Source organism: Acetobacterium sp. (genome assembly GCF_036508315.1).
Classification (GTDB): Bacteria; Bacillota; Clostridia; order Eubacteriales; family Eubacteriaceae; genus Acetobacterium.
Window position 1 is genome coordinate 21,226 of sequence record NZ_DATCHP010000104.1, and the last position, 25,639, is coordinate 46,864.

Genomic DNA, 25,639 nt, shown 5'->3' on the forward strand with positions numbered 1-25,639 from the left:
CAAAGAAGCTACCTGTAAAAGGCAGCTTCTTTTTGTTAATACAAAAGATTAAATTATAGGGTTGCTTTCCATAAACCATGAAGGTTACAATATTCATAGGCTGCAATAACCTTTTCTCCAGGTAATAATGCAAATTCAGCATGGGGCTTGCCATCAACTGGAAGACATTTTCGTTGTCCGCCATTTGTTGTTTCAAGATACACCCAAGCAATATGGTGTTCAGGTGTCATTGGATGAGGAACACTTCCAATATCAACACTAACTGTGGTATCATTAACGGTAATCACAGGAACATGTTTTTCTTTGGCAGCATCGGTTGTATTAGGAATCATTTCAGTCATAGGTTCGCCACAACATACCATTGTTACACCAGAATCGTGAATCATAATGGCAATATTGCCACATTTTTTACAAACAACAAATTTCGGTTCTTTACACATAATTGACCTCCTGAGTCATGATCGATGTTATCAACTATATTCCCTAAAAAAATAGATTTAAACATCAATGAATTAGATTTATTCTAATCTGTATTATAGCATAAAACCCTGAAAGGGGAAGAATTATTTATAAAAAAAAGAAAGGGGAGGAGCAAATGCTCCGACTGAATGAATGGAAAAACAATGGCTGCTTTGGGCAAGAGAATTACAGTCAATATCCCAGTCAGGTCTTACCTATTGTAAAAGCGACTATGATTTGGATCGATATAGAGAACTTGAAAAATTATCGCAGGAAATTATTAAAAGGCATACAGATGTACCGGAAGAGTTAATTAAAGAATATTATAAAAAAGAAGATGGTTATTTAACACCGAAGGTGGATGTTCGGGGAGCTGTGATTTCAGATAATAAAATTCTTTTAGTTAAGGAAAAAGTTGATGGGCGTTGGTGTCTTCCCGGAGGTTGGGGCGATGTGAATCGGAGTATCAGTGAAAATGTAAAGAAAGAAGCTTTTGAGGAAGCCGGAGTATTGGTGGAAACGACCCGATTAGTGGGAGTGCTGGATCGGAGTAAGTGGGTGGAGGATGTCTGTCCTTATACAATCTATAAAATATTTATACTTTGTGATTTATTAGAAGGTGGCTTTCAGAAAAACACAGAAACGGATGAAAGCAGATTTTTTTTATTGGATGCGTTGCCACCTCTTTCTAAAGGACGTACAACTGCGGAACAATTGGCATTATGTTTTAAAGCCTATAGCGATCCAAATTTTATTCCCATCTTTGATTAAAAATATCGGAATATTAAAAGAGTAGAACACAATAAAAAATGAACCAGGCGTATGCCTGGTTCATTTTTGTGATTGGTATCAGATTTCATAAGAGAGCTTGATGTTTTTGCAATCAATGGGGGTAGTCAGTATCCGGGAAGCCGCATTTGATCCCTCGCTTTTAAGCATCTCTTCAATGGCTTTCTCTACAGGCAGGGAACCGGGAATCATAGTACCGTCCTCGCTGGCAGGGAAGAAATTTCCGTTATTCCCAAGAAAGGTTGCATAAACCCTAAGCATGGTATTGCCTTTAGCATCGGTAAAGCTGTACACTCCGGGTTGTCCGGTTGGGGAATAAAAAGCTACAGGAAGTTCACCATCATAATTCGTGGGAACGCCGATACCAAGATCAATTTTGCTAATAGGCGCTTCGAGATTTTTTAATGACAGTGATACAAGTCCGTCTTTACGGGAATAATCCACGGCATAAAAGCCCTGCTCTTCGAGGTGGGCCTGGTCATTTACAACCGTTTGTTTTTTTCCATAAACATAGTATTCGATCTCGCCATTCTTATTGGTAAAACCAAAGACACCAAGTTGAACTGCGGGTGGCAGGGCATCGGGCGTTCCGGGATCTTCATTTGTAATACTCAGAATGGAATCAAGTCGGAGTCCATTGGGAATGGTTGCGTCCGTAGGAACTGACATGAGAGAAATAAAGGTGGTCTGGCCTGCTACTTCTTTATTACACCCGGTAAAAACTAGAATAAGAACAATAAAAATGATAAAGATTGGTATTGATTTTTTCAGCATGGCTTTTCTCCTATTTACAGTATCGGTATATCTTATAATACTTTTGACTTAATAGCAATCATACTTTGATTGCAAATATACCTCACTTCATGTTGCGGCTTGCAGTGAGGATGATTTAATCGAAGCCATTGAAATATCTGAGCTTACTTTTGGTTGGCCGTTCAATGGCATCCGGAGTTTCTCTGGAGGGAAGAAGAAACCAACTTGAATTGCTTCAAAGCTTTTGTTGAAGCTTCCAAAGATAAAAATGAGGATACGGTTTGACTTAAGTAAAGGTTAAGAAATTTATTTTGAAAGTCGCATTCCTTTACCTGAGAGAATAGCGGTGACATCTTCGTCTGTTAGCTCAAGATTGAACCATTTTCCATAATAATCCCTGGTGGTTTGGACGAGATCGATATCACTAAACTGTTCGGGATAAAAAAGTTTGGCCATAAAAAGGGCGGCCATTTGGGGCTCAATGGACCCTGGATGGTCCCATCGGGTTACGCCAACGGGCAGGGTGGTGACCCGCTGGTTTTTAACAGCGGCCAGGCCAGTCCATTTGGAATCAGTGAGAATGTAGTTTGTTGTGTTGGCATCGTTGGCAATAATGGCATCAGGGTTCCAGTTGTAAATCTGCTCCAGGGTGGTCATGGTTTTTTCCGCATCGGAAATCAGGTTGCCTCCCTGGGTAGAGACATTGATAAGCCCGGCTGCGTCACTTATCTGGGTACATATATCGCCTTTGAGATCGGTTCGCGCGGCTTCATTGACGGCATGATAAACCCGAACCCGCGAAGCGTCAGGAATTGCCGACACTCTCTGGCTCACGAGAGTTAACGTATCATTTACATAATCGTTATAGCCTTCGGCTTTTGATTGCACATTAAAAATATTGCCAGTCAGGGTAATGGCTTTTTTCAAATCTGCTATACTTGCATAATCCACCACCACCCATGGAAGACCTGCTTTATCAAGTTTTTCAACTTCACCTTTATTTTCAGCGGTGCTTTGGCGAATGAGCACTAAATCGGTGTTGGTTGCCAGGAGTTCCTCAACATTAATGGCGCTTTCTCGAAAGGGAACCGAAACGGATTCAATATCCGGTCTTTTATAGGCCATTAAAACATCGCGTTTAATTCCATTCGGGATACCCACAATCTTATCTTCCTGATTCAGCATCGCCATGATATGTGCCGTAGACGCATAGAGACAGGCCACCCGTTGGGGGTATTTGGGAATCACAACCTCCCGATTCATACAGTCTACCACGGTTTTTGTCGGGACGTCCGACACGGGGGCCTGGGCCTTGCAGCCACAAACCAGTGACATTAATAAGAGGGTGACCAGGAAAAGGCCAAACCATTGGCTCTTTTTTGTTTGCATAGGACTCCTTTCTTTTATCGATTAAACTAAAAACACTGATGATTAATGCTGGTTTCGCAGAGGAACAATATATTTTCGGGTGGAACCATCTGCTACGGTAGTGCCGATGGTTGTAATAATTTTAAAAACATGCTGTAATTTTTCTTTGGTTAAAACCTCGGTGGCGGTTCCAATGGTATCAAATCCACCATGATTCATCAGTGCGACCCGGGTTTTAACCCCGGCATTTTCTAAATAAAAAGCCTGATTTAAATAATGGGTCGCCATAATAATTGAAAGCCCTTTTTCTTTGGCTAGCATGGTGATAATCTCCAAAACCATGAGCTCGTGACGAAAATCCAAGTGAGCAGTAGGTTCATCCATGACCAGGAGTTGTGATTCCTGGGTAAGTGCTCTGGCAATCAATACGAGCTGGAGCTCACCGCCGCTTAACTCAGTATAAAGACGATCTTCAAAACCTTTTAACCCGACTTGGTTGAGACTTGCTCTCGCACAGTTTCGCTGGGTTTCATTCGGGGATGAAAACACTTTTGTTTCAAAGGTGCGCCCCATTACTACCACATCAAGAACGGTGTAGGGAAATGTTTTGGTATGACTTTGGGGAACATAGGCAATGTGTTGGGCGAATTCCCGGGGTTTCATATTTTTCAAATTTCGACCGGACACCTCGATGGTCCCGTCTTTGGGTTGATTGATTCCTAAGATACAGTCAACGAGGGTGGACTTTCCGCAACCATTGGGGCCAATAATACAAAAAACCTCGCCCGGTTTTACTTCAAAGCTGATATTTTCAAAGATTAATTGTTTCTCACGATAACCGAATGAAATATTTTTTACGGATAATAAGGACATTACCAACTCCTCCCTTTTGTTTTTTTCAGGAGATAAATAAAAAATGGACCGCCAATCAGGGCTGTCATAATACCCAATGGGATTTCTCCGCCAGTGATGCTGCGGCAGATCGTATCACAGAAAATGACAAAGCATGCGCCTAGGGACATACTGGCAGGTATCAGCCACTTGTTGTCATTGCCCACCAGCATCCGTCCGATATGGGGAATTATGAGACCAATCCAACCGATGACACCACTGACACAAACCGCCCCAGCGGTGGCTAGGGTTGCAAAGGCGATAATAAAGAGTTTATTGCCAACAACATTGATCCCCAGAGTTCTGGCTTCCCGATCCCCCATGGAAAGGACGTTCAGGCGATAGCGCATGGCCAGCATACCCAATAATCCTAGAAACATGGGAATAGAGGATAAAAACATGTCCGTTGTTTTGGTAGATGCCAGACTCCCCATCAGCCAAAAAGTAATGGCTGGAAGTTGGGTTGCCGTATCCGAGACGTATTTTAAAAGTGATAACAGGGCAGAAAAAATAGATTGGATAATGACGCCCCCAAGGACGAGGGTAATGGCCGGGGAGGTGTTATCAATGCGCCCTGCAAAATAACTAAGAATGACTGCGAGGATGCCGAAGAAAAAGGCAAAAACAGGGGTTAAAAAAACATTGTTGAATATAATAATGGCCAACGCCGCTCCAAACCCCGCACCTGAGGAAACCCCGAGGATACCTCCGGAAACCAGGGGATTACGAAAAAGCCCCTGGAAGGCTGCACCACTGGCCCCAAGAGATGCGCCTACGATGGCACCTAAAAATGCCCGGGGTAACCGTATTTTAAGAACCACAGCAGTGGTTTCAGGGCTGAGACCACTGCTGTGGCCGGTGATTCCCTGCCACAGGCTGAGGAAAACATCCGTTAAAGAAACGTAATAGCGCCCAATACAAATGGTTCCCAAAAAAAAGGCAACGGGAAGAAAGACTAACAGAAGGGTGACAAGTATTTTCTTTCGGCGAGACATTTATGATTTTTTACGTTTCCGCACAATAATGACAATGGCCACAATCAAAATAATACCTAAAACAATAAAAAGGATAATATTTGAAGTTGAGAAAAGGCCCGGTGCAGGAGTCGTCGTTGTATAGGTCAATTCCAAAGGGGCGGCCAGAACTGCGCCGCTTTTGGCAACCAGGGTGTTATCTACTTTAAGGGTATAGCTTGTCCCTGCTTTTAGGTCCTCTTTAGGGGTGATAATAACAAAATTCTTAAGGTCTGGTTCAAGTTGGTCATCGGCCATGGTGACGTCTGCTGGGACCTGGGTGCTGCCTTCCCAAAGAGTAAAGGCTTTGAGATTGCCATCACGAACAGTGACATAAGCAATGTTTTTGTTGAACTCAAGGGTAAAGGTTGAACCCACAAGAATATCATTGGCAGTGGTGGCAGGATTGGAACTGACCATGGCAAGAGGTTCTTCTTTACCGCCACCAGTTCCATCACCAGCGCCAGGATCGGTGGTGGTAACGGCCGGGGTATCAACAACCGGGGTATCAGCCACAGGGGTTTGACCGCCACCAGTCCCATTTCCGCCGCCGCCGCCGGATCCATCACCACCAGCTGCAAGGGCACTGCCGCAAAGGCTTAATGCCAGTAAAAACAGCAATAATAAGGACAGGACAGGTTGAAGTATTCTTTTTCTTTTCATTTTTCTTGCTCCTTCTGAATAAAATATTGCAAAATAATATGTAAATCGGTAAAAAACCAATGGATTCAATGATCAGTGTTTTCCATTGCAGCCTTCATACACTGGATGCCCGTTTGTGTCCAACGGCGATACCGGCAATTGTAACAGGAGATTAGTTCTTCAGCCACCCATTCTTCTTCAACATCCTGTTTGAACTGGGAGCATGCAAGGGCTGTGGCATGGCCTTGACTCCAATCATCAAGGTTAAGATGATTTTCCTTACTCATAAAAGTTTTCCCCCAGCTGTCGTATCTTAGGTTTTGTCAGAGATTCATATTGGCCATTGTCAGCTTTTATGGCAAAAAGAACGGATTGATTTTGATACATCACCGTTTTGCTTCGGCTGCCCATGTTGATTGAAGTTGTTTTACTTAGGGGTTCTTTTGTCTCGAGGTCCAAAACCTGGTCAACTTCAGGAAATTCCATTAACTCAGTGACCGTATAATCACGATTAATTTCAATATGCTTGAGCGCACCTTTGATTTCACCATCATTACCGAAAACTCGCAAACCAACTCCAGCTAATGCACCGATAATCCCTTGACCGGATCCGCCATGCTCGGACAAATGTATGTTATGGGAATGGGCACATTTAATGGCATCCTCTTTGGTTAAGACCGTTTTTTTGGCAGCTTTTCCAAATGCAATGAGATCAGAATAGTCACCTGAAGCATTATATTTTAAAACACAGAGACCAGGGTCCGAACCTTCTGCAGCAACCGTATCTAAATGGTGCGAGGCCAGATCTATAATTGTTGAAAGGCTTTCTTCAGGGGCTTCACTGTAAAAACACATTGAGCTGTTATGGGAGGTATAGGGAATATCCTCATGAATATAAAGCTGATGACGGGTGACCAGGGAACAAGGACCAAAACCATTGGAAATTAATCTTTCAAGAATCTGCTCGGCAATGGTGCCGGTGCCGATGGAGTCGAGGTTGTCGGTATCATCGATACATAAATAAAATTTCATTAAAGGTTACTCCTTATTTTTTGCAGCTTAACTATAAATGCATTATAAGTGATAAAATTATATTTGTAAACAACGGGTAAAAAATGATATAATCGGAAGAAATTAAGACGAATTAATTCAGAAAAGGATGATTGATGAATAAAAAGTCAGGCGAAAAAGAAAAAATAAACGTAAATGAAAGATGGCAGGATTTTTTAAAAGTGGCAAGAGCGAATAAAGCAAAAACATTTGTTTATGTTGCTCTGCGTTTGTTAGTGGTGATTGTTCTAATTGCAGAAATTTTCAACATGAATTATAATAATGTTTTTCTTTGTATTTTAACACTTATTCTTTTTATGAGCCCATCCTTTTTAAATAAACGGTTAAACATTGTCATGCCGGAAACACTGGAAATTATTGTGTTGTTGTTTATTTTTGGAGCTGGTATTCTAGGTGAAATCAATCAATATTATTTAATATTTGACCGTTGGGATGATATGCTCCATATCATTAATGGTTTTCTTTGTGCAGCCATAGGATTTTCACTTGTTGATATTTTAAATCGCCATGAGAAAATCACTTTTTCGCTATCACCGTTTTTTGTAGCAATGGTGGCATTTTGTTTTTCAATGACAGTTGGTGTTATTTGGGAGTTTTTTGAATTTGGAATGGATACTTTTTTCCAAATGGATATGCAAAAAGATACAATCATTACATCCATCAGTTCGGTACTATTCAACCCGGAAGGAAAAAATGTGGCAGTGGTGCTTCCTATTAATTCAGTTATTGTCAATGGTATTCCCTGGAATTATGGGGGATATATTGATATCGGTTTGCATGATACCATGTCAGACCTACTTGTGAATTTCATGGGAGCAGTGATTTTTTCGATCATTGGTTATGTTTATATTAAAAATCGAAAAAAAGGAAAATTCGCTCCTCGGTTTATGCTGCGACGTAAAACAGAGGATGAAAAGAAGAAAGAGCATAAACATCAATATACAAATAAAAAAGAAAAAGAAAAAGAAATAGAAAAATAAAAAAAGCTATGCAAAATATATTGATTGTGCTATAATAAATCTTGTGGCCGACGGAATTATCCTAGGTCACAATTTTCTTGGTGCCCTTAGCTCAGTTGGATAGAGCGTTCGGCTACGAACCGAGAGGCCGTGGGTTCGAATCCCTCAGGGCACACCATGCGTATTCACGACCAGTTCAATCTGGATATTGTCACCATCACTGATGGTGACTTTTTTTATATATTTTTGAAAGCATTCCTTTAATTCGAGTTCATTCATTACCCTTACGTTTTTGCAAGCGATAAGTCCTTTAATTTCATTTAAAGATGGTACAGGGCTTTCAGTGTACTCATAATTATCTAATTCTTTTTCAAGACAAGATTTTTTTATTTCAAGCTCAGTCATTTTTTCTTTCATGGATGAATGGTACATACCATCCATAATTGATTCGAGCATCTTATTGATTTGCAAATTAACCTTTTCAAGTTCAATTTTATAGCTGGATACTTTACTGGTTTTATGCATGCTTAAAGAAATTGCATAATCTCTTATGTAATGAGCTGTTTTGTCCAAACCTTCTGCAGTGAATAATCGTTTTTCAAGTTCTATCATGACTGTTTCTTCAAGAAGTTCTTTGTTTACTAATGGGGCATCACAATCTTTTTTATTGCGTTTCCTACTGCAGGCATAATAAAAATTAATACAACCTCGGGATGTACTATGATGACCACAGTATGAAGCACCACATCTTTCACAATACACTAAGCCTGACAGTGGATAAACATACTTAGTCTTGTATTGGGCTGCTTTTCTTCTATTTCTTTCCATTTTTTCTCTCGCCTTTTTCCATTGTTCATTCGTGATAATTTGGGGAACTCCGCCGGCAATTCTTATAATATCTTCAGCATTTTTATAATTATGATTATTTGCACCATATATTCGACGGTTTTTTACTTTATTATAAATGTAATAACCGATATATTTTTCATTCTTTAAAATTTCATAAAGAGAGTTTTTGCCAAAAGGTTTCCCACGCTTAGTTTGACGACTATTTGCGTTTAGATGCTCAACAATTTCAAGATAACCATAGTCATTTAAGTACAATTCATAAATCTTTCTTACGGTATCGGCTTCATATTCATCAATTACATATTTTTTAGTTACAGGGTCAACTTGATACCCTAAAGCAGGGATACCTCCATTGTGCTGACATTTTAAGGCGTTTTCAGTTAATCCTTTTAAAGTCTCTCTGGCAAGGTTTTTACTGTAATATTCTGCCATGCCTTCTAAAACAGATTCTAAAATGATGCTTTCAGGACTGTCATCAAGACGTTCCAGGACAGAAAATAATTTAACTCCAGCTTTTTTCAATTTTCTTTTATATATGGCACTATCATAGCGATCTCGTGAGAAACGATCTAATTTGTGAACAATGACAGCGTCAAATTTATTGTTTTCAGCATCGTCAATCATTGAAAGGAAGCCAGGGCGTTCATCGGATAGACCTGATTTCACCTCATCTAAGTAAACATTTACAAGTTGATAATTTTCTTTTAAACAATATTCTTTAATTTCTCTTAGTTGAGCATCAATACTTTCTGTTCGTTGGTTATCGCTTGAGAATCGAGCGTAAGCAACAACTTTTATTTTGGGCATATGGAGTTCCTTTCGAGCTAAAGGTGTTATGAAACTAGCATTATTATTTGAAATAATGAATTATAAATTTTCTAAAAATATCCGTCTTCAATTGGGTGACTATAAACTTTTCTGATCAATTTCGTTGCACAATAGTTTTGGGCTAGTAGAGAACTTGCTATTAAAATACTGATTCCAAACAGAATCTAGTATAGATTTGGTGCTTACTGCTAAGATGTGGATGTTTTTAGTTTTAATAGGAAAGTCCTCTATATCATTTAATAAAGATATTACAAGAATATCATGCATTAAACCAGTGGAAAATAGGCAGAGAAAACTAAAATAAAAACAGGTAAATCACAAACAACCCTTGCCCTGCAATCTAAAGCTACTAAAAAACATTCTGAATAACAGAAGAATGTAATATTTAATTGTCGCACTTAAAAACTATGAGTTTATCCAACGTTTTTCTTGGAAGCTGTAGATTGGGCATTGACGGACTTAAAATCACCTATTGTTTTATCTACTATTTCTTCAACCCGTCCAATTAATTTGCACTGCTCACGCTCATCTTTTAGTCGTCGAAAGATAGAGAGTAATTCAGATTCATTTTTCGTTAAGGTTTCATTCGGTGAAATTAATTGATGAGAGGATATGTCTGGATTTTCTGTTCGGCCTAATAAATAGTCAGTAGAAACGTTAAAGTAGTTAGAAAGCCACAGAAGTTTCTGAAAATCAGTTTGTTTACCGCTTGCTTCATAGCCAGCAATGGTAGCTCTACTTACATCCATTTTAGTTGCTAAATCCTGTTGCGTGATTTTTTTAGAATCCCGCAGTAGTTTTAATCTTAAGCCAAAAATAGTCATTATTCCACTCCTTTTAATAGTATTATACTTGATATAGTTACTAGAAGAAACGTATGTTACTAAAAACAACAAAACAGTTGACAATGTTACTTAAAGAAACTATAATTAAAATAAGGGTTTCGTAAAGAAACATTCAAGGTGATGCTATGAGAAAAAATTTAAAAGAAATGCGAATTAAAAAAGACTATACTCAACATGAACTAGCCAAAAAAGTTGGCATAGAACGCTCATTTTATACAAATATTGAGTTGGGTACTAAAAATCCGTCACTACAAGTGGCAATGAGAATAAAACAGGTATTAGATTATTTCAATGATGATATTTTTTTTAATTTATAATGTTTCGAAAAGAAACATATTTGAAAATACTACATGACCTTTCAGATTTAAAAAAGGATTTTATACAAATACTCCATAAGGAATAGAGATTTCGGATTATGGATAGTATGTCAAACGTGATTCTAAAGAAAACAACTTAAATCGTTATCCGGGAAAAGTTATAAAAGAAAATTTATGGCCATTTGAAATATTTAAGTTCCGAGGTGTTGAGCGTGATCAGTAAAAAATAAAAAAATTTGAAGGAATTCGAATGAATATTTTAATGAGATTGATCCTAAGGAGGAATGAAAGATGCTGATGGAAATGACAATTAATATAAATTTAAAAACTGGGTCGTCAACTGTAATCAATGAACGGGAGGTTGAAGGAGATTTTGAAGTGCCTAAATTATTTTGCGACAGGATTCTAGATCAATGGAGGATCAACATGGAGACTGATGAGAACAAAAATGGTGTATTTAATTGCAATTCTAATTAGAGAAAATGAGCAGGAAAACGTATATAGCTAAGAAGATTTAGTCAAGTATATTAGCTACAGCTGTTTGAATAATCTTATTATAGGAAAACGTTTAGATTCGAAGTCAAAAGATTGATATGTTCGTTTTGGTGTAAATCAAAAGCTCCTGATGATATTAAACGAATTTACCAGGGAAAGGTGGAAAAAGTGGAACGCAGGTGTTTTGGTATTTATAGTGAGAAAGATCAGAATGAAAATCGATTAAACGACATTTCAAATTGATTCTGATGAAATGTTAGAAAGATTATTCGTTTGAAAAAATAATATCAACTGTTAATAATTTTCGCAATTTATTATATGGATAGTGTTAGTTGGTAACTGTCGGGTTCAAGCCCCGTGCTTTCCTTTAAATGGTCCTTGACATATAAATATTACATGTTATAGAAATTCCATGATCCCCGATTTAAAAGTCAAGCGACGTAACATAGCGTTAGATTCACGCTGATGACGAAAATATGATCTCGTGGTAGGGAGCAATCGCAAAGATACGGGAAAATGGACAATGCGACCCTTGTTGGGGCTGGCCTATTTGGCGGGATTCAGTTTCGTTTGCTTCTAACCAGAGCAGTTCTTTAATATGCCCAGAGGCTTCCATATGCTCAATAGGTTGGGGGTACGATGTAAAATACAACCGGTGAATAAATAAATTAGGCAGGTGGATGTGACTTTATATCCATCTGCATTTTGATGATTTATCAATGGATCTAAAAAGGTGGGTGTATTAGTAAATTATTAAAAAGAAAGGAGGATCAGTTTTGGGCAAAATAGTAAAAAAATAACAAATATGAAGTTCAATGAGAATAATATATGAATTTATATAAACAAAGAATGGATTAAAAATAAATAATAACATTTTGCAGATAGGCGTATTTGAATATTGATCTGCTTTTAATGTTTACAACGGGGCGACAATAAGTAGGTATATTGGTAAGTTATTGAAAAAAGAATAAAAAGGAGGCTATCATGAATTGTATGATTTAAAATAATAGGCGTTCATTCTCTAGTTTTTGTGTTCCTAGATGCTTGTTAAACGAAAAAAGACTTAAACCACGAGTGGAGGTTTTCTGAAAAATCATCTTAGAATGCATTAATGAATTAAAGACTGTTTTTTTGGTTAAAAGTTTGAATCAGTGTGGAGAGATCCTTCAATATTCCGAAGAAGAGTGTAAAACAGAAATTGATTGGAGGTTAAAATGCAATATTTTACTATGTATGATTCAGATCAATTTTCTTTTTTACGTGTTCCAAAGGAACTCATTACGAATGAAAAATATCGTCAAATGAGTGCAGAAAGTAAGCTTCTATATGGATTGTTATTGGATCGAGTTAGTTTATCTAGAAAGAATGGCTGGGTCGATGATCAGGGCCGGGTATTTATTATTTTTACTCGAGCGGAAATAAGTAATATCTTAGTTTGTGGTGAGAAGAAAATAACAAAGCTTTTTAATGAACTAAAAGAAAAAAAACTGGTCGAAGAAAAGAGACAGGGATTACAGAAACCTAATCTTATTTACGTTGGAAAGTTTTTAGAAGATATATCTGTGATCCATAATAAATCTTCAAATGAGTATGAAATTTCCCTGACCCGTCAAAAAGACGTTTCTGGACCCGTCAAAAAGACGGCTCTGGACCCGTCAAAAAGACGGGCAATCAATACTAATATAAATAATACTAATATAAGTAATACTGATCTATCTATCAATCAGTCAGATTACAAAAAGAATGGTGTAACAAATAAAGAAAAGAAAATAAGTGATCAGATGGATGGATTGAATGAATTTGAAAATGTTGCATTATTTTTCGAAGATCAGTTTTTTTCAGATATAAGAAGCAGCCCCGGGGTTAAGCTTGCATTAATTGATGAAATTAAGCTAAATGTTTTGGATATGTACTTTAGTGAGGCAATAACTATTAATGGAGAACGCAAATGCCAAGAGATCGTAAGAGCTGTTTTAATGCGATTAAAACCATTGCATATTGATAATGTCATCTATAAGTTTAACAACATAAGTGGACGAATAACGAATAGTAAAGCTTATATTCAAACCATGCTTTACAATGAAGCTTTAGAATCCAATTTGTTTATGCTGAATCAGGTAGCAACGGATATGGCGAATTGGAAAGATTAGGGTAGGCTTTAAATTACAAATTAAGAAGATATTGAAAAAAAATGGAGAAAAATTGAATAAAAGCACCATGATATATTGAAATCTTTGGTGGATGTTTCGAACCCATTGCAAATGGTAAGGAGTTCTCATATCGAGTAAATGGGTCTAAATATCAAAATACTTGTGTTGAGTGTTCTCCATATAGGTTATATATCGATTAGGAGGAATTAAAGCTAACTTTGAAAAAGTGGATCTACGTACCGAATAAACTAATGAATTAAACGTAATGGATATATAAAGTACTGGTTTTGAATAATGATGTATTCGAAAAGTGAATCCTGAGGTAATAAATTATATTGAAAAATAGGTATTATGGGTTTTTGGTGAATGTATGAAATAAGGAAATGGATTTTAGACTCAAAAGGGTCTTTTTTATTTTCAATTTAAAAGGAGTGATTATTATTAAAAAAAAATTGGCTTTAATATTTGGGATAGTATGGGCTTCAAGTTATTTAATATTACATCCAAGTACAGATTTAAAGGCTATTAATGAATCAATAAGCAATATTGAGCTAGAGACAGGTTCTGTTACAGAAGAAATTATTGAAAAGATCCATTATCCAACCTACTACAGAAAAAGCATTGGAGTGATTTCTGGCAGAACAATAGAAATCGTTGTCGATAGAGACGAAACCTATCATATTGTCCTGAAAAATGACGACGGAAAAACAAGGGGTATCGATGTTGATGCTGAGGTTTGGAACCAATATGATGTTGGAGACAAAGGTGTATATGAAGGAGGAATAAGCCAAAATGAATAAATGCACAACGATAGCAATACTCAATCAAAAAGGTGGTGTCGGGAAAACAACCACGACCTATAATTTAGGTTGGGAACTGGGAAAGCTTGGAAAAAAGGTCTTGCTTGTGGATTTTGATTCCCAAGGAAACTTAACTATGCAAGCCGGTGTAATGTTGCCGGATAAATTAAATATAACCATTGCGGATTTTATGATGGCTCAAATGAAAGATATCCCTTTGCCGGAGGATGACATTATCATAAAAAAAGAAATGGTGGATGTTCTGCCCTGTAACATAACTTTGTCAGGGGTTGGGGATACGATTAATGGCGTAATGGAGAGAGAATTTGTACTGGATGGCGTTTTAGAAAAGCACAAAGAGGAGTATGATTATATTCTCATTGATTGTCAGCCGACATTGGGTATGCTGCCCATTAATGCAATGGCGACTTGTGACAAGGTCATTATTCCAGTTGTTTGCGAATTGTGGCCGATTAAGGGATTGGAAGCAGTGCTGAAATCAATCGCAAAAGTAAAAAGAAGAATGAACACGAAAATTGAAGTTGCGGGAATACTCATAACAAAGTATGAAGGGAATCTTAGTGAAACAAAATATATTGAAGGTATAATCAATGATGTTTTTTCAAAAAAAGTTCATATTTTTGAAAGTAAAATAGTGAAATGCGCAAAACTTGGGCAAGCCGGGAGAGAGGGATTAAGTGCAAGTGAAAAGATAAAAACCATTGGATCAAAGAGAGAACGCGAAAACATTGAAAAGGTTGTGGATGCCTATGAAACAGTGGCCAAAGAAATTATAATGAGCAATGAAAAACAAAGAGGGATCACAAATGGATGCAAATAATAGCTATGATGAAATGTTTTATGGGAATGATATCCCAGAGGAAAATCAGGAAACCATAATACCAACGGAAAGTCTGGTTGCTTTTTACGATCATATCTTTCCTCCCTACCAAGAGACGGCAATGCTGGAATTAATGAAAAGCATTGAGGACAATGGGTTATGGGAATCATTATTAGTGAGAAAACACCCAATAGAGGATGGCAAGTATGAAATATTATCCGGACACAATCGTGCGGAAGCGTGTCGCCGGCTGAAAATGGAAAATATTTCAGTAAAAATTATTTCAAAAGATATGACTGATAATGCAGCACGACTGATTGTCATTGATACTAACTTAAAACATAGAAGCCTCAATGAGTTGAAATTATCTCAAAGGGCTAGGATTGTTGGTGAATGGTATAAATTAATAAAGGCCCAAGGAACAAGAAAAGATCTGGAAAAAGAAGTTGATGAAGCGAATATCAAAGCTAAGGATAAGGAAGATGAACCGTTTTCATTGGGTTCTGCCCAAATATCACGCTACGTTCGAATCAATGAAAAGCTGATCGATGATTTAAAAGAGTGCCTGGATGATGGGAAATTAAGCATCATTGCCGGTTATGAAATCAGTTATCTGGAAGATGATGAACAAGACGTGGTCTGTGAGGCCATTAATAGTGGGGCAAAAATATCCACCAGTAAAGCAACGGAGATTAAAAAGAAAGGAAAAGAAATTAAAATTACAAAAGAAGTATTGGATGAGATGCTTGTAAAAAAGAAGAAGGAGGAGGATGATAAAAAATTATCGGTCAAGTTGTCCGATCAACTCATCGAAAAGTTTTTCAAAGATGTTCCAGAAACCGAAATAAAAGAAATCCTTGAGTTGGCCCTTGAAAGTTATTTTAAAGCATAAATGGCAATTATTAAAATGATCAATTCTTCCAATCAACAAACAAAGGGTGGAATGAAAAATTGCATTGAATATGCAAAAAAAATGGAAAACAAAGGCGGTTTGGCCCAAGGGATCAATTGCGATAGCAATTCGGCCTTCGAAGAATTTGAGTTAATAAAGAAGATATACCACAAAGAAACTGGACGGTTATATTTCCATATGGAACAAAGCTTTCCCCCGGATGCAAATATTACCCCTGAGCAAGCCCAGGAGATAGGACAGCGATTAATCAATGAGTCACCTATATTTAATGGGTTTCAGGTTGTAATGGGAACACATACGGATTGTGCGCATATACATAACCATTTTTGCATTAACAGCGTTAATGCAGACAATGGTGGAAAATGGCACATATCGTCCAACGACTTAAAAAACATAAAAGAAAAATCATTAAGTTTATGCAAGGAAAAGGACATTGAAATATGGTGGGCAAATAAAGAGAAACCGGATCTTGAAGGCGAACGGTTGCACACTACTAAACAGGGAGAGTGGGAAAAACAAAAAAACGGAATCAGTTGGAAATACGAACTATTCCTATCTGCTAAGGAGGCGTTGAAACATTCCCATAGCCAGGATGAATTTATCTTAAATATGAATAAGTTGGGATACAAAGTCCAATGGGATCATCACAAATACATTGTTTTCACAACCCCTGATGGTAAAAAATGCAGAAACAATAAATTGTATCCTTTAGATAAATGGACAAAAGAAAGCTTGCTGAAACAATTTGAGAAAAACGCTCAAAATAGAAGCGAAAAAACACAGGTCAAACATTTAAAAGAAATGGATGACACCGCCAAAGTGATAAAAAACATTGTGTCAGCCATCAAATATCAGGGTTCAAAAGGAAAGAAAAGTGATTTTCCACTCACCAATCTAAAAAAAGCACTGGAAGGAGAAGCTTTAAAAGAAAAAATGAAACAGAAAGATAATAGTGGATATGAATGGGAATTATATTAAATTTAATTAACATTAAAATATATTCTAACTTCTTATCTTCAAGATAAGAAGTTAAATAAAAGATAACAGTGATACCTGGGAAACTATTCAAGTTTGGAACTTCTTATCTTCGAGATAAGAAGTTCCAAAGATTAATATTTAAGGTGATAATGTGAATGAATTGATTGTTCCTGTTGTTGGGTTTGTGATAATCATTATGGCCTGGCTATTTCAATTTAATAAAAGGTGTGTGAAAAGAAATCCAATAAGCAAAAGATTTGGAATCCGGGAAAGAGGTGAAAGATTAAAGGATATTAAAAACGAAGATGAATTGATAGACCTGGAGTGGAAGAAAATAATAAAAAATATCCGCAAAAAAGAATCGTTTCATAATAATTGATAAAGGAGAAGGTATGGAATCAACTGTAAAAAGAAAACCATTCAGCAAAATGTTTGCGAAACGCGAAAGTGATGATTGGATAAGCCAAGTAAAAGTAGATGGTGATGATGAAGCAGCTACGGAATCAGATGGCATTGATATGAGTCGGGACGTGCAAGATGTAGACTGTGAGGAAGTGGACGCCTTTGATGAATCCCAAGATGAAAGAGCGACATATACAAACCATTCCTCTAAAAACATCTCAAAAAGCAAAGAAGTCCCAGAAGATAGAGCCATTATAAAAGAAGAAATAAAAACCGAAGTATCCACTCAAAACTCCACAAATGTCAGAATTGATGATATAACAACCGCCATGAAAGAGAATGAAAAATTGACTAATACAATAAAACGCCTGGAAGAAAGGCTCGAAACAATTGAAAAGGAAAACGACAAAAACTTATTTTGCCGTAAAGAATTAAAAAGCATTCTAGTTGATATTGGGTTGGGTGAAGAAGTGGATGTTTTCGAAAAGACTAAAATTGAATTAATCGAGAAAAATAAAGTAATTCAACACTTGGAAATGGTGGTTGCTGAAAACGGAAATTTTATAAATAACTTGCACTTAGGAATGTCTCAATTATTCGAACAAAAACCTCAACAAAGCCCAATGATTCAGGAAAACCAAGAGAAAAAAGCATTAATACAGCCCCAGCAAGAGGATAAAACAATAATTCAAGAAAAAACAATTGAAATTAAACCCCAAAAAGAAGTTGAGGTGGTTGAAATAGTAATGAAGATGCATAAAACCGGAAAAACCATTCGCCAAATATCATACAATACCGAGTTAACCATTCAAAACGTGGAAGAAATAATCAGAGACGAGGGAGGAACGCTTGAAAACGTATCTTAATAGCACTAAAAGCCAGGTCTTTTCTTTTTCAATACCCGAAAAAAATGCAAATTACATTTGTTTTAAACATACCATAGGGTTATGTAAGAAGGGCAAGATTCCCGAAAGTATACTAATGTGCTAACGCACCTTATTATACTTTCAGAACTTGCTTTCTCTAGGGAGAAAGTTAAGTATGGGGAGACCCCAAACCCCCTGAAAATTCTCGTTCAAAAATAAGTCAACTGTAAGGCGGTGAGATTGTGGATGTAAAAACAATCACTGAAAGAAGTACAACGGCTTTTGATACTCTATTTAAAAGCTATTTAGAAAAAGGGTGGAAGTTATATGGTGGTATTAGAACAGTACAGGCTAAACATGATATTTACCACTTCGCCACAATGGTTAAATAATAAAAAGAAGGAGGGATTAACATTGATGAAATAAAAACATTGGCTTGTTTGAGAATTGAAAATGGACTTACCCAACAAAGGCTTGCTGACATTATGAAAATTTATCGTTTGAAAATATCTTCATGGGAAAATGGCCGTTCAACGCCAGGGGATATTGAAAAAGAACAACTGTGTTTTATATTGCATATAACAAAAATTGAATTGGAACAGACATTGAATGTTGGTCAAAAGCCGAATCCACCAAGACCAAATTACGTATCATTCAGAGCAACTGATGAGGTTTATAGAAAAATAAAAGAAAACGCTGAAAAGGCTAATCTAAAAATTGGCACTTATGTAGCACTAACCTATGAAGGAGGGGATTTAGTTGTCATCGACGGGCTTAAAGATTTTATGGATGAACAGATGAAAATAGGTCGTAATCTCAATCAGTTAACAAAAATGTGCCATGTTGGAAAAATTACAGCTCCGGATCTAAAATCCATTCAATCAACAATGAATGATATTTACATCAAACTCAATCGTTTGATATAGATGTTTTTATTTACTCAAATTTAAAAAGGAGGATGACATGAATAAAGTAATTTTAGTTGGACGACTTACCAGAGATCCGGAGGTTAAAAACACCACCACCGGAAAAGCGGTGGCCACATTTAGCCTGGCGGTTGATCGGCGGTTTAAAAATAAGGATGGTCAAAAGGAAACTGATTTTGTACCTGTTGTGGTTTGGGGAAAACAGGCTGAACTGGTTGGACAATACTTGAATAAAGGAAGTCAAATTGGTGTATCCGGAAGATTGCAAGTGAGAAATTATGATGGGCAAGACGGCCAAAAACGTTATATAACAGAAGTTGTTGCGGATGAAATAACGTTCTTATCATCAAGCCAAAAAAACAAAAACGAACGACAGCAGCAACCGTCACCCCAGGAAGATTACAACGGTCCGCCACCAATGGGAATTGACGAAGATTTTCAATTGATGCCTGATGACGTTCCTTTTAGATAAATAAATAGTTAAATTCACATACAGGCATGAAGGCCTGTTTTTATTTGCTCAAAACCAAATACATACGAACTTCTTATCTCGAAGATAAGAAGTTAAAAAGGAGAAAGCGATGGAAATACAACAATTGGAAGAAAAACTGATTTATATTTGTTCCCCACTGAAAGGGAATGAAGAAAGAAGTATGGAGGAAAATCAACGGTTGGCTTTAAAGTGGGTGGCGGAAGCGGCTTGCATTCCAGGGATTATACCAATTGCTCCGCACACGTACTTCACTTTGTTTTTAGATGACACGATTTTATCACAGCGAAAAAACGGACTGGCCTTGGGAATTGGACTCTTGAAAAAAAGCGATGAAGTCTGGGTGCATGGAAACACATTGTCCCAAGGAATGATAGCAGAGATCATGTTGGCCTCAAATATGGGAATGCCAATCATTGCAAAACACATGGACCGGGCGGTATATCCGGAGTTGATGGCACACCAACAAGTGTTCAAAGAATCTTTCAACGATTTACAGTGGGAAGAAATATGCAAAGGGTTGGATGCCCAGGCGGATGTTTCCAGTTATTCAAGACCTTCTTTTTCTGTCAGTGAAATGAGAAATATGCGCTTGAGCATTGAGTGGGATAGAGCAAAAGGCAACGCCAGTAGGGAATTGGAAGATGAATGGGATAGGGAGGCGTAACGATGGCTCGATTTTCCGATGAAGTAATGGCACAGGTTAATAAAGTCAATGTGATTGAGTATGCGATACATGAAGGATATGATGTTCTGAAAAAAGGACGCGATTATAAAATTAAAGACGGCAGTGGTTTTATACTTGAACAAAATGGTGAAAAATGGAATCGCACTTCGGATCAATCCAAAGGTGCTGGTGGTGGCATTGTACAGTTTGTTATGTACACCAAAGAAAAATCATGGGTAGATGCAGTTAAGGATCTAATTGCTTACGGCAACATTCAGCATGAGCCTAGTGGTGCCGTTGCTACTTTCAAAAAAACCTTTAAACCTAAAGTTGTTGAGAAAGTCGATTTTAAACCGCCAAAGAAAAATACAACAGTGAAACACGTTTACTCCTATTTAATTAACACACGAAAAATTGACAAAGATATTTTAGCTTGCTATACCAATAGAAATTTGATTTATGAAGATGATCATAGAAATTGTGTTTTTTGTTGTTTCGATGAAAAGGGAGTTATGAAAAACGCTTCGCTCAGAGGAACCTATGATACTAAAGGTGATCCGTTTAAAGGGATGCCCGAAGGCTCAGACAAAATATATCCTTTTGCATTCCCGGGGAAAGGCAATAAGGTTTTCGTTTTTGAGGCCCCTATTGATCTTATGAGTTTTCAAACGATGCAAAAGAGATTTGGTGATCTGGATCAACAGAAAGGAGATCATTACATCGCATTAAATGGTGTTATTAGTGGTCCTTTGATTCACTATTTAGAAGGCCATAAAAACATTGATAAGGTTATATTTTGTCTAGATAACGACCTGGCCGGGACCATGAATACAGCGTGTCTAAGCAATATTCTTGATGAAAAATATCCTCAAAAGTATAAAATTGAAATGAGGGTTCCGGAGGAAGGTGAAAAAGACTGGAATAACAGTCTGGTAAGGATGACGAATAAAGCAGACGAAGTTGTAAATCAAAGGGAAGTAGAAGGTGACTGGGATAGAGAACAATGAAGGGCCAAATGATTTTAGAATATGAGATTGAAACAATGGCGAATTGAAAGATGCAACTTCTTATCTTCGAGATAAGAAGTTAAAACAGAAAGGAAAAGGCTTTGAGATTTCACTATAGAAAACTTGGTCTAGTGTGCTGCTTAATTATTGCTTGTGGAATTGTCACAAGCGGATGTTTTGTAGGTGATATTTTATCAGACATGATGCGTACCCCATCGGTGGCTGGTGATTGGTACAATAAAGAGACAAAAACATATATTTCATTAAAGGATGATGGGAAGTTTACAATGGGATACGGAAAAGGTAATGCCAATACCGGAGGAACGTATACAACTGATAAGAAAGAAATAACCTTGCACCTGGAATACACGATTACAGCTGATGGTAATAAAGAAGACTGGGATAAAAATAGCAACCTTGGTAAAGGCGGTAAAATCGTCATGCCTTATGAATTTAAAAGCGCCAACCAAATGCTCATTAAGTCAGAAGGTGGAAATATACTCTACGATAAAATTGGGGGTGAAAGCGTAGAAGTCACAAATGCGAATCTTATCGGAACATGGAATTATGAAAAAGGAGGATTGACACTTGTTTTTAAAGAAGATAATCAATATTCAATTATTGAAAACACGGAAGGCTCCGAAGATGCAATCGGAAATTATGTCCTTGAAAATAGTCAACTAACACTTAAAGGTATTGGTGAAGATAAAGTATTCACTTGTGAATTTGCAACGAAAGACCGATTGTTATTAACCAATGATGCCGGTCAATTTTACTATGAAAGGAATAAGTGATCCAGATGGAAGAAAAGAAAAAGCAGCTTATTGTTGCGATTTTAATATTCTTTGGTGGATCGTTTTCTTGCCTGTATTTTGCCAGGGTCATTGACGGATTATTAACCGGACAAGGTGTTCTGAATTTATGGGTTCCTTTTGGTCTTGTCTTTGGCGGTGTCCTGGACAGCGAACCACAACGAATGATCTTTTTCCTTTTAATTGGCATCGTCTTTTTATTGGCTGTGTCTTTTTTTGTTTCAAGTAATAAATCATACAGAAGTGATGTTAACCAAATTACTCCGGCGATTAAAACACCAGTTGCCACAGGCCAATACCAATGTGGATCGGCGGTGTGGTTGAGCGAAAAAGAAAAGAAGGAGGCTTTCGAATCATTTATTCTCAAGAAAAACAGCGATTTTATGAAGGGGGTGATGCAAAGCGGGAACGAAGAAAAAATGAAGATCAGAGAAAGGGTTTGTTGGACTGATCCAGTACAGCATTGCGACAAGGAACCACTAAAACATGGGGGCCTCGTGGTAGGTAAAAGTGATCTTAAACATGGTAACGAAGAAATTTATTTTATTGGAGAAGATGTACACGGTTTAATCATTGGTTCTACCCGGTGCGGTAAAACTAGAACGGTTGTATTACAGACTATTGCAACCTTGGTTTTAGCATCGGAATCCATGGTTGTTTGCGATCCCAAAGGTGAACTTCATAATTATACCAGCGCCTTTGCAAAAAAATGTGGTTTTGATGTGTATGCTCTGGATTTCAAAAATCCGCTTAAAAGCGATTGCTATAACTTCTTGCAACCGGTGATTGATGCAATCAATGAAGGGGATGAATCAAGGGCGATAGACATTACCTGGGATATCACAAGAGCCATGGTAGGCGAAGCCAAAGGTGAAAAAATATGGAATCAAGGTGAAGCCAGTATTATTGCCAGTGCCATCCTGGTTGTTGTGATTGAAAACCAAGATCAACCTGATTTACAGAACATGACAAACGTTTATTTCTTCATTTCGAAAATGTGTAAACCGCCAAAACATCCAGATCCAGATATGGCGATCGTTAAATACATGAACGATTTAAAAGGAATAAATCCTACACATCCGGCGGTGGGGTTGTTGGCCATTTCAGAAATTGCGCCATCCCGAACCCGGGGGAGTTTTTACACGGCTGCTTTAGCCACCTTGCGGTTATTCACGAACCCCTTGATTTATGAAATGACACGAAAGAGTGATTTCAGACCTCGACAGCTGGGGGAAAAGAAAACCATCATTTACATGATTTTACCGGATGAAAAAACGACCTATTATTCATTGGCCAGTCTTTTCTGCACACAACAATATGGTGCATTGATTAATCTTGCAGACGGCCTTGGAGGGCGTTTGCCCATACGCACAAACTTTGTGCTTGATGAATTTGGGAACTTTACTTCCATTCCGGATTTTGCCAACCAATTAACAGTTGGTGGTGGACGAGGCATTCGCTTTAATTTGTTTTTACAATCCTTTGCTCAGTTGGAAGAAAAGTATGGGAAAGAAGTTGCCAGAATTATTAAAGGCAACTGTGAAACATGGATTTACTTACAAACCGACGACCCTGAAACGCTCAGAGAGATTAGTGATAAATTAGGAAAATATACCACTTCGGTATACTCATTAAGCAGTTCACAACAACGTTTTGCCGAAGGCTCTTCTTCACAGTCAGTTAATCTGGTTGGGCGTGAATTGCTAATGCCGGATGAAGTCAAAAAAATAAGACGTCCTTACAATTTGGTGACCAGTCGCAATAATCCGGCCATTATGATTTCACCCGATGTTTCAGGATGGGTGTTTAATGATCTCTTTGGCATGGGAAGCGAAAATCATAATACAAAGCTACGCATTATTCGTGATGAGGCAAGACCCAAAAAACGCGAAGAAAAAATAAAACTATGGAGGATCTGGGAAGAATATTCTTTTTAAGCATTCCAATAAAAAATGAAGGGAGGTGATAAAATGGATGGTTTTATAGGTTATACAGGAACAGTATCATTAATTAATGATCTCATTGGGATACTTATTATATTGGCGCCGATTGTGGCAATTGTTTTGACTATTTACTTTGCTATTCAACGTTCTGGCTCTGATGAAATGGATCAGAAAATGTGGGGAAAGCGAATTAAAAACGCCTGGATATGCTGCGGGATTGCGGTTATTGCAAGTGCGTTGGTTAAACTTATTTTTGGTTATTACAGTTAATAAAAGAAAGGGTAAATGAAGATGGGTTTTTGTCGAGCGCCACCTTGGACCATTATAAGATCGCGTTTTGTTAAACAAGTATTCAAAGAAAGAAATGGAGACTAAATTGAAAGAAAAATTATTAAGAAGTTTTGTTGTGGCCAAAAATGAGGTTAATGGATTCGCGAAAAATAAAGCTGCGGATGTTTTAAAAACAGACGGAGGTGAAGCCTATGTTGATACCGGGGTTAAAATTGTTATTGCCATTGTTATTGGCAGCTTGTTGCTGGTTGGTTTAATCGCACTCATGGGTGATAATGTTCTCCCAATGATTACGGATAGCATTACGGATATGTTCGGAAATGCAACTGTTACACCATAATAGTTAAATGAAATGGAGGGGTGGACGTATACGTTCACCCCTCCATTTTTAATAACAACAGAAAGGAGTGTTTAATTGTTTGCTATTTTTGAGGCTTTCATAAAGGAACTCGTGAAGAACAGTCAGATGTTTGCTGAATCAAAGGCTGGTGATATTCAAATGGGCGCCCTCCAATTTTTGGCGGATAATGTATTCTATCTGGAAAACTGGATAGGGGATGGTTCGAAAATGAACTTTTTTTCCGGTGTGAGTACGATTCTTTACTCACTGGCAATATGGCTATTAATATTAAAGTTCACGAAAAAAGGGTTTGAAACCCATATCACATGGACTGATGGGGATCTTGATGCTGATCCGTTTGCTATGTTCACTCGTTTTGTTAAGGCGCTAATTTTAATGATCGCTTTTCCAGTTCTATACAATTTTTTCGCTCGTATTTGTACTGGGGTATTGGCAGCACTTTTGAATAGTGTGACGGATGAATTGGAGTGGGCAGATGGTATGACAAATATCATTGAAACGATGTCTAGCGGGTTGGTGATTTTATTAATTTTCTGGATTGGAAACATTGTCCTTTACTTTCAACTGCTAATGCGTGGTATTGAAATATATATCATGCGCATTGGATTTCCTTTGGCCTGTATTGGGTTATTGGAAAGTGATAATGGAGCATTCGCACCCTACATGATGACGTTTTTTCAATGTGCGGTGACAACGGTGGTTCAATTAACGTTAATGCAATTAGCTTTTTCACTCATGTTAACCGGAGACACATTCATTAGTCTGGGGATGTTGTTTACAGGCATTTCGACACCTAAGCTGCTGCAACAATTTATGGTACCAACCGGCGGTGGGGCTAACCTATCCGGAAAAATGTATTCGGCTGTTCGTATTGTCGATGTGGTTCGTAGTGCGGTCAAGTGAGGGGGTGAAA

The 25,639-nt window shown here is 37.5% G+C and carries 31 protein-coding genes and 1 tRNA gene; 22 read left to right on the forward strand and 10 right to left on the reverse strand.

The window, feature by feature from the left end; translation table 11 throughout:
* Positions 1-53: 53 nt before the first annotated feature.
* A complete protein-coding gene (locus VIK44_RS12455; RefSeq protein WP_331554215.1) occupies positions 54-440 on the reverse strand; it encodes a desulfoferrodoxin family protein in 387 nt (128 codons plus the stop codon).
* A gap of 172 nt (positions 441-612) precedes the next feature.
* Here VIK44_RS12455 and VIK44_RS12460 point away from each other — a divergent pair, with 172 nt between their 5' ends.
* Entirely contained in the window at positions 613-1,230 is a 618-nt protein-coding gene (locus tag VIK44_RS12460; RefSeq protein ID WP_331554216.1) for an NUDIX hydrolase, read from the forward strand.
* Positions 1,231-1,308: 78 nt separating this feature from the next.
* Here the strand turns inward: VIK44_RS12460 and VIK44_RS12465 are convergent, their stop codons facing one another.
* The 7 genes from VIK44_RS12465 to VIK44_RS12495 form a co-directional block, all read right to left on the reverse strand.
* The gene (locus VIK44_RS12465; protein ID WP_331554217.1) at positions 1,309-2,022 is read right to left on the reverse strand and encodes a hypothetical protein; all 714 of its coding nucleotides are present in this window, start codon (positions 2,020-2,022) and stop codon (positions 1,309-1,311) included.
* Between the two features lie 285 nt (positions 2,023-2,307).
* Complete coding sequence (locus VIK44_RS12470; RefSeq protein WP_331554218.1) at positions 2,308-3,390, reverse strand: ABC transporter substrate-binding protein; 1,083 nt, start codon at positions 3,388-3,390, stop codon at positions 2,308-2,310.
* A 42-nt stretch (positions 3,391-3,432) separates the two neighbouring features.
* The gene (locus tag VIK44_RS12475; protein WP_331554219.1) at positions 3,433-4,242 is read right to left on the reverse strand and encodes an ABC transporter ATP-binding protein; all 810 of its coding nucleotides are present in this window, start codon (positions 4,240-4,242) and stop codon (positions 3,433-3,435) included.
* Positions 4,242-5,255, reverse strand: coding sequence for an iron ABC transporter permease (locus VIK44_RS12480; RefSeq protein WP_331554220.1), 1,014 nt, complete (start codon positions 5,253-5,255; stop codon positions 4,242-4,244). The genes VIK44_RS12475 and VIK44_RS12480 overlap by 1 nt, the downstream gene beginning before the upstream one ends.
* On the reverse strand, positions 5,256-5,936 hold the full coding sequence (locus tag VIK44_RS12485; protein ID WP_331554221.1) for an Ig-like domain-containing protein: 681 nt from the start codon (positions 5,934-5,936) through the stop codon (positions 5,256-5,258).
* A gap of 65 nt (positions 5,937-6,001) precedes the next feature.
* Positions 6,002-6,202, reverse strand: a complete 201-nt coding sequence (locus VIK44_RS12490; protein ID WP_331554222.1) for a hypothetical protein — start codon at positions 6,200-6,202, stop codon at positions 6,002-6,004.
* Positions 6,195-6,947: a hypothetical protein gene (locus VIK44_RS12495; RefSeq protein WP_331554223.1), complete on the reverse strand. Its 753-nt coding sequence runs from the start codon at positions 6,945-6,947 to the stop codon at positions 6,195-6,197. The genes VIK44_RS12490 and VIK44_RS12495 overlap by 8 nt, the downstream gene beginning before the upstream one ends.
* A gap of 134 nt (positions 6,948-7,081) precedes the next feature.
* On the opposite strand from VIK44_RS12495, the gene VIK44_RS12500 reads away from it, so the two are divergent.
* Positions 7,082-7,966 carry a hypothetical protein gene (locus VIK44_RS12500; RefSeq protein ID WP_331554224.1) on the forward strand — a complete coding sequence of 295 codons (885 nt, stop codon included), beginning with the start codon at positions 7,082-7,084 and terminating at the stop codon, positions 7,964-7,966.
* Positions 7,967-8,046: 80 nt separating this feature from the next.
* Positions 8,047-8,123, forward strand: a tRNA-Arg gene (locus VIK44_RS12505).
* Here the strand turns inward: VIK44_RS12505 and VIK44_RS12510 are convergent.
* Entirely contained in the window at positions 8,111-9,601 is a 1,491-nt protein-coding gene (locus VIK44_RS12510; protein ID WP_331554225.1) for a recombinase family protein, read from the reverse strand. The two genes, VIK44_RS12505 and VIK44_RS12510, sit on opposite strands and share 13 nt — an antisense overlap.
* A gap of 434 nt (positions 9,602-10,035) precedes the next feature.
* Complete coding sequence (locus VIK44_RS12515; RefSeq protein ID WP_331554226.1) at positions 10,036-10,446, reverse strand: helix-turn-helix transcriptional regulator; 411 nt, start codon at positions 10,444-10,446, stop codon at positions 10,036-10,038.
* 146 nt (positions 10,447-10,592) lie between these two features.
* Here VIK44_RS12515 and VIK44_RS12520 point away from each other — a divergent pair, with 146 nt between their 5' ends.
* The 19 genes from VIK44_RS12520 (at position 10,593) to VIK44_RS12610 (ending at position 25,629) form a co-directional block, all read left to right on the forward strand.
* Complete coding sequence (locus VIK44_RS12520; protein ID WP_331554227.1) at positions 10,593-10,784, forward strand: helix-turn-helix transcriptional regulator; 192 nt, start codon at positions 10,593-10,595, stop codon at positions 10,782-10,784.
* A 291-nt stretch (positions 10,785-11,075) separates the two neighbouring features.
* A complete protein-coding gene (locus VIK44_RS12525; RefSeq protein WP_331554228.1) occupies positions 11,076-11,261 on the forward strand; it encodes a hypothetical protein in 186 nt (61 codons plus the stop codon).
* Positions 11,262-12,493: 1,232 nt separating this feature from the next.
* Positions 12,494-13,429 (forward strand): replication initiator protein A, encoded by a 936-nt coding sequence (locus VIK44_RS12530; RefSeq protein WP_331554229.1) that lies wholly within the window; start codon positions 12,494-12,496, stop codon positions 13,427-13,429.
* 383 nt (positions 13,430-13,812) lie between these two features.
* The gene (locus VIK44_RS12535; protein WP_331554230.1) at positions 13,813-14,229 is read left to right on the forward strand and encodes a hypothetical protein; all 417 of its coding nucleotides are present in this window, start codon (positions 13,813-13,815) and stop codon (positions 14,227-14,229) included.
* Positions 14,222-15,070, forward strand: a complete 849-nt coding sequence (locus VIK44_RS12540; protein ID WP_331554231.1) for a ParA family protein — start codon at positions 14,222-14,224, stop codon at positions 15,068-15,070. The genes VIK44_RS12535 and VIK44_RS12540 overlap by 8 nt, the downstream gene beginning before the upstream one ends.
* Positions 15,057-15,962: a ParB/RepB/Spo0J family partition protein gene (locus VIK44_RS12545; protein WP_331554232.1), complete on the forward strand. Its 906-nt coding sequence runs from the start codon at positions 15,057-15,059 to the stop codon at positions 15,960-15,962. The genes VIK44_RS12540 and VIK44_RS12545 overlap by 14 nt, the downstream gene beginning before the upstream one ends.
* Complete coding sequence (locus VIK44_RS12550; RefSeq protein ID WP_331554233.1) at positions 15,963-16,961, forward strand: relaxase/mobilization nuclease domain-containing protein; 999 nt, start codon at positions 15,963-15,965, stop codon at positions 16,959-16,961. It abuts the gene before it with no gap.
* A 151-nt stretch (positions 16,962-17,112) separates the two neighbouring features.
* Positions 17,113-17,340: a hypothetical protein gene (locus VIK44_RS12555; RefSeq protein WP_331554234.1), complete on the forward strand. Its 228-nt coding sequence runs from the start codon at positions 17,113-17,115 to the stop codon at positions 17,338-17,340.
* Positions 17,341-17,353: 13 nt separating this feature from the next.
* A complete protein-coding gene (locus VIK44_RS12560) occupies positions 17,354-18,229 on the forward strand; it encodes a hypothetical protein (protein ID WP_331554235.1) in 876 nt (291 codons plus the stop codon).
* Positions 18,230-18,471: 242 nt separating this feature from the next.
* The gene (locus tag VIK44_RS12565) at positions 18,472-18,621 is read left to right on the forward strand and encodes a hypothetical protein (RefSeq protein ID WP_331554236.1); all 150 of its coding nucleotides are present in this window, start codon (positions 18,472-18,474) and stop codon (positions 18,619-18,621) included.
* A 93-nt stretch (positions 18,622-18,714) separates the two neighbouring features.
* Positions 18,715-19,155: a plasmid mobilization protein gene (locus VIK44_RS12570; protein WP_331554237.1), complete on the forward strand. Its 441-nt coding sequence runs from the start codon at positions 18,715-18,717 to the stop codon at positions 19,153-19,155.
* 37 nt (positions 19,156-19,192) lie between these two features.
* Complete coding sequence (locus tag VIK44_RS12575; RefSeq protein ID WP_331554238.1) at positions 19,193-19,627, forward strand: single-stranded DNA-binding protein; 435 nt, start codon at positions 19,193-19,195, stop codon at positions 19,625-19,627.
* Between the two features lie 109 nt (positions 19,628-19,736).
* Positions 19,737-20,312, forward strand: coding sequence for a DUF4406 domain-containing protein (locus VIK44_RS12580; protein WP_331554239.1), 576 nt, complete (start codon positions 19,737-19,739; stop codon positions 20,310-20,312).
* Positions 20,313-20,314: 2 nt separating this feature from the next.
* Positions 20,315-21,319 (forward strand): DUF3991 domain-containing protein, encoded by a 1,005-nt coding sequence (locus VIK44_RS12585; RefSeq protein ID WP_331554240.1) that lies wholly within the window; start codon positions 20,315-20,317, stop codon positions 21,317-21,319.
* A 101-nt stretch (positions 21,320-21,420) separates the two neighbouring features.
* Positions 21,421-22,113, forward strand: coding sequence for a hypothetical protein (locus VIK44_RS12590; protein WP_331554241.1), 693 nt, complete (start codon positions 21,421-21,423; stop codon positions 22,111-22,113).
* A 5-nt stretch (positions 22,114-22,118) separates the two neighbouring features.
* On the forward strand, positions 22,119-24,068 hold the full coding sequence (locus VIK44_RS12595) for a VirD4-like conjugal transfer protein, CD1115 family (RefSeq protein ID WP_331554242.1): 1,950 nt from the start codon (positions 22,119-22,121) through the stop codon (positions 24,066-24,068).
* A 33-nt stretch (positions 24,069-24,101) separates the two neighbouring features.
* The gene (locus VIK44_RS12600; RefSeq protein ID WP_331554243.1) at positions 24,102-24,344 is read left to right on the forward strand and encodes an Mbov_0395 family pilin-like conjugal transfer protein; all 243 of its coding nucleotides are present in this window, start codon (positions 24,102-24,104) and stop codon (positions 24,342-24,344) included.
* 106 nt (positions 24,345-24,450) lie between these two features.
* Positions 24,451-24,705: a DUF6133 family protein gene (locus tag VIK44_RS12605; protein WP_331554244.1), complete on the forward strand. Its 255-nt coding sequence runs from the start codon at positions 24,451-24,453 to the stop codon at positions 24,703-24,705.
* Positions 24,706-24,780: 75 nt separating this feature from the next.
* Positions 24,781-25,629, forward strand: a complete 849-nt coding sequence (locus tag VIK44_RS12610; protein ID WP_331554245.1) for a conjugal transfer protein TrbL family protein — start codon at positions 24,781-24,783, stop codon at positions 25,627-25,629.
* Positions 25,630-25,639 lie beyond the last annotated feature (10 nt).

Coding starts and splice junctions, on each gene's coding strand:
- VIK44_RS12480 (WP_331554220.1), bottom strand. CDS start 5,255: ATGTCTCGCCGAAAGAAAATACTTGTCACCCTTCTGTTAGTCTTTCTT.
- VIK44_RS12500 (WP_331554224.1), top strand. CDS start 7,082: ATGAATAAAAAGTCAGGCGAAAAAGAAAAAATAAACGTAAATGAAAGA.
- VIK44_RS12510 (WP_331554225.1), bottom strand. CDS start 9,601: ATGCCCAAAATAAAAGTTGTTGCTTACGCTCGATTCTCAAGCGATAAC.
- VIK44_RS12585 (WP_331554240.1), top strand. CDS start 20,315: ATGGCTCGATTTTCCGATGAAGTAATGGCACAGGTTAATAAAGTCAAT.
- VIK44_RS12535 (WP_331554230.1), top strand. CDS start 13,813: ATGGATTTTAGACTCAAAAGGGTCTTTTTTATTTTCAATTTAAAAGGA.
- VIK44_RS12575 (WP_331554238.1), top strand. CDS start 19,193: ATGAATAAAGTAATTTTAGTTGGACGACTTACCAGAGATCCGGAGGTT.
- VIK44_RS12540 (WP_331554231.1), top strand. CDS start 14,222: ATGAATAAATGCACAACGATAGCAATACTCAATCAAAAAGGTGGTGTC.
- VIK44_RS12595 (WP_331554242.1), top strand. CDS start 22,119: ATGGAAGAAAAGAAAAAGCAGCTTATTGTTGCGATTTTAATATTCTTT.
- VIK44_RS12460 (WP_331554216.1), top strand. CDS start 613: ATGGAAAAACAATGGCTGCTTTGGGCAAGAGAATTACAGTCAATATCC.
- VIK44_RS12495 (WP_331554223.1), bottom strand. CDS start 6,947: ATGAAATTTTATTTATGTATCGATGATACCGACAACCTCGACTCCATC.
- VIK44_RS12525 (WP_331554228.1), top strand. CDS start 11,076: ATGCTGATGGAAATGACAATTAATATAAATTTAAAAACTGGGTCGTCA.
- VIK44_RS12475 (WP_331554219.1), bottom strand. CDS start 4,242: ATGTCCTTATTATCCGTAAAAAATATTTCATTCGGTTATCGTGAGAAA.
- VIK44_RS12550 (WP_331554233.1), top strand. CDS start 15,963: ATGGCAATTATTAAAATGATCAATTCTTCCAATCAACAAACAAAGGGT.
- VIK44_RS12455 (WP_331554215.1), bottom strand. CDS start 440: ATGTGTAAAGAACCGAAATTTGTTGTTTGTAAAAAATGTGGCAATATT.
- VIK44_RS12490 (WP_331554222.1), bottom strand. CDS start 6,202: ATGAGTAAGGAAAATCATCTTAACCTTGATGATTGGAGTCAAGGCCAT.
- VIK44_RS12570 (WP_331554237.1), top strand. CDS start 18,715: ATGAAAATTTATCGTTTGAAAATATCTTCATGGGAAAATGGCCGTTCA.
- VIK44_RS12580 (WP_331554239.1), top strand. CDS start 19,737: ATGGAAATACAACAATTGGAAGAAAAACTGATTTATATTTGTTCCCCA.
- VIK44_RS12600 (WP_331554243.1), top strand. CDS start 24,102: ATGGATGGTTTTATAGGTTATACAGGAACAGTATCATTAATTAATGAT.
- VIK44_RS12465 (WP_331554217.1), bottom strand. CDS start 2,022: ATGCTGAAAAAATCAATACCAATCTTTATCATTTTTATTGTTCTTATT.
- VIK44_RS12485 (WP_331554221.1), bottom strand. CDS start 5,936: ATGAAAAGAAAAAGAATACTTCAACCTGTCCTGTCCTTATTATTGCTG.
- VIK44_RS12560 (WP_331554235.1), top strand. CDS start 17,354: ATGGAATCAACTGTAAAAAGAAAACCATTCAGCAAAATGTTTGCGAAA.
- VIK44_RS12470 (WP_331554218.1), bottom strand. CDS start 3,390: ATGCAAACAAAAAAGAGCCAATGGTTTGGCCTTTTCCTGGTCACCCTC.
- VIK44_RS12515 (WP_331554226.1), bottom strand. CDS start 10,446: ATGACTATTTTTGGCTTAAGATTAAAACTACTGCGGGATTCTAAAAAA.
- VIK44_RS12530 (WP_331554229.1), top strand. CDS start 12,494: ATGCAATATTTTACTATGTATGATTCAGATCAATTTTCTTTTTTACGT.
- VIK44_RS12545 (WP_331554232.1), top strand. CDS start 15,057: ATGGATGCAAATAATAGCTATGATGAAATGTTTTATGGGAATGATATC.
- VIK44_RS12520 (WP_331554227.1), top strand. CDS start 10,593: ATGAGAAAAAATTTAAAAGAAATGCGAATTAAAAAAGACTATACTCAA.